This window comes from Actinoplanes sp. NPDC048791 (assembly GCF_040650095.1).
Taxonomy (GTDB): Bacteria; Actinomycetota; Actinomycetes; order Mycobacteriales; family Micromonosporaceae; genus Actinoplanes.
The window spans coordinates 1-2,484 of record NZ_JBEZGQ010001138.1 but is presented as its reverse complement, the minus strand read 5'-3'; the positions used below and the strand labels follow the sequence as shown (position 1 = coordinate 2,484).

Annotated in this window: 4 protein-coding genes; all 4 read left to right on the top strand. The window is 70.7% G+C overall.

Annotated elements, in window-relative coordinates:
• On the top strand, nt 1–200 hold a 200-nt coding region (locus AB0C29_RS43325; protein WP_360833472.1), incomplete at its 5' end, for a flavin reductase family protein.
• 18 nt (nt 201–218) lie between these two features.
• Entirely contained in the window at nt 219–1,283 is a 1,065-nt protein-coding gene (locus tag AB0C29_RS43320) for an ABC transporter substrate-binding protein (RefSeq protein WP_360833470.1), read from the top strand.
• The gene (locus AB0C29_RS43315) at nt 1,280–2,131 is read left to right on the top strand and encodes an ABC transporter permease (RefSeq protein ID WP_360833468.1); all 852 of its coding nucleotides are present in this window, start codon (nt 1,280–1,282) and stop codon (nt 2,129–2,131) included. Before AB0C29_RS43320 ends, AB0C29_RS43315 begins: the two co-directional genes overlap by 4 nt.
• A partial coding sequence (locus AB0C29_RS43310) for an ATP-binding cassette domain-containing protein (RefSeq protein ID WP_360833466.1) occupies nt 2,107–2,484 on the top strand: 378 nt, incomplete at its 3' end. The genes AB0C29_RS43315 and AB0C29_RS43310, both read left to right, overlap by 25 nt.

Genomic DNA, 2,484 nt, shown 5'->3' with positions numbered 1-2,484 from the left:
TCGCCGCGCCGACCCGCTGGCGCCGGCTGCCCACCGGCGAACCCGTGCTGGACGGCGCGGCGGCCTGGCTGCGGATCTCGATCGAGCACCGGCATCCGGCCGGCGGTTCGCACCTGGTGATCGGCCGGGTGGCGGACGGCGAGCTCGCCGACAGCAGCGCGCCACTGCTCTACCACGACGGCACCTTCCACGTCCTCTGAGCGACCGGAGAAGAAATCATGAGCACGAGACTCCGAAGAACGGCCATCGCCACTCTGGTAGCGGCCCTGTCCGTCACCTCCGCCTGCGGCAGCGGCGACACCGGCACATCGCTGGAGCTGAGCGCCGCACTGCCGGACAAGGTGGCGAGCGGCACCGAGATCCGCATCGGCGACCCGTCGATCCAGGCGGTCCTCCAGGCGGCCGGGCTGGACAAGGAGCTCACCGCGGCCGGCGTGAAGGTGCAGTGGGCCAACATCAGCGGCGGCCCGAAGAGCATCCAGGCCTTCCGCGCCGACAAGCTGGACTGCAGCGCGGTCGCCGACATCCCGTCGCTGTTCGCCGCCTGGACCGGCACCTCCACCAAGATCGTCTTCCAGACCGTCACCATCGACCCGCTCGAGCACCCCATCTATCAGCTGGGCGTCGCCCCCGGGGTCAACGTCACCTCGCTCGCCGACCTCCGCGGCAAGAAGATCGCCTACAGCGCCGGTCAGGCCCAGGGCGCCCTCGTGCTGCGGGTGCTGCAGAAGGCCGGCCTGAGCCAGAAAGACGTCACCCTGGTCGAGCTGACGAGCAAGGATGACGCGTACGTGACGGCGCTGGGCAGCAAGGCCGTCGACGTGGCCCCGCTCGGCGCCCAGTACGTGAAGGTCTACAAGACCCGGTATCCGCAGGCCGTGGCGATCGGCACCGGCATCCGCGACGACGCCTCGACGCTCTACTGCCTCACCAAGGCGGTGCAGGACGCGGAGAAGGCTGCCGCCCTCAAGGTCTACGTCAGCGTGCGCACCAAGGCGGTGCTCTGGCAGAACAAGCACCCCGACGAGTACGCCGAGCTCTACTACCAGGACACCCAGGGGCTCAGCGCGGCGGACGCCAAGGACGTGGTCGCCACCGACGGGAACAAGGGCATCCCGGCCAGTTGGGACAACGCCGTACGCCGGCTCCAGGAGACCGCCGATCTGCTCGCCCGGGAGCAGAAGCACGACAAGATCGACGTGAACACGCTGGTCGACCGCCGCTTCGAGCAGGTTCAGGCCGACGCCGCCGGTTCCCAGGTGGTCTCCGGTGATGCCGCATGACCGCCACCGTCCACGTCGACCAGGTGCGCGAGGCCGGCACCGACGACTCCCGGGTCGACGCCCGCGTGGTCCGCCGCCGGCTCGGCCCCGGCCACCGGATCCGCTTCGCCTTCTGGATCGGGCCGCTGCTGGTGCTGGCCGTCTGGTCCGCCGGCTCGGCCACCGGCCTGATCAGCCCGGCCATCCTCACCGCACCGTGGGACGTGGTGCAGGCGTTCCGGGAGCAGTGGGCCGAGCACGACCTGCTCGGCAACATCCTGTCCTCCCTGCAGCGCGCCGTGGTCGGGCTCGCCCTCGGAGTGGTCAGCGGCACGGTGCTCGCCGTGCTCTCCGGGCTGTCCCGGATCGGCGAGGCCCTGTTCGACGGGCCGATCCAGATCAAGCGCTCGATCCCCACCCTGGCGCTGATCCCGCTGTTCATCGCCTGGTTCGGCATCGGCCAGGAGATGAAGATCGTGACCATCGCGCTGATCAGCATGATCCCGATCTACGTGCACACCCACAACGGGCTGCGCGGCATCGACGGCCGGTACGCCGAACTGGCCGAGACCATCGGGATCGGGCGCGGCGAGTTCGTCCGGCACGTGGTGCTGCCCGGGGCGCTGCCCGGCTTCCTGCTCGGCATGCGGTTCGCGGTGACCTCGTCGCTGCTCGGCCTGGTCGTGGTCGAGCAGTACAACGCCACCAGCGGCATCGGCCACATGATCACCCTGGCCGAGCAGTACGGCCAGACCGACGTCATCGTCGTCGGCCTGGTGCTCTACGGGGTCTTCGGCTACCTGGCCGACACGGCCGTGCGAGCCACGGGAAGGAAGGTGCTGGCATGGCGACGGACGCTCGAGGACTGACCACCGAGCCGGCGGTCCGGATCCGTAACCTCCACCGCAGCTTCACCAGGAACGGCGGCGTCCTCAACGGGCTGGACCTCGACATCGCGGCCGGCGAGTTCGTGGCGCTCATCGGGCGTTCGGGCACCGGTAAGAGCACCCTGCTGCGCGCGCTGGCCGGACTGGACCGCGACGTCGCCGGCCACGGCCGGATCGCGGTGCCCGGCTCGGTGTCGGTGGTCTTCCAGGACTCCCGGCTGCTGCCCTGGAAGCGGATCCTGGACAACGTCGTCTTCGGGCTGCGCGGCGCCGACGCCGACGCCCGGGGCCGGCAGGCGCTGGACGAGGTGGGCCTGGCCGGCCGCGAGCGCGCC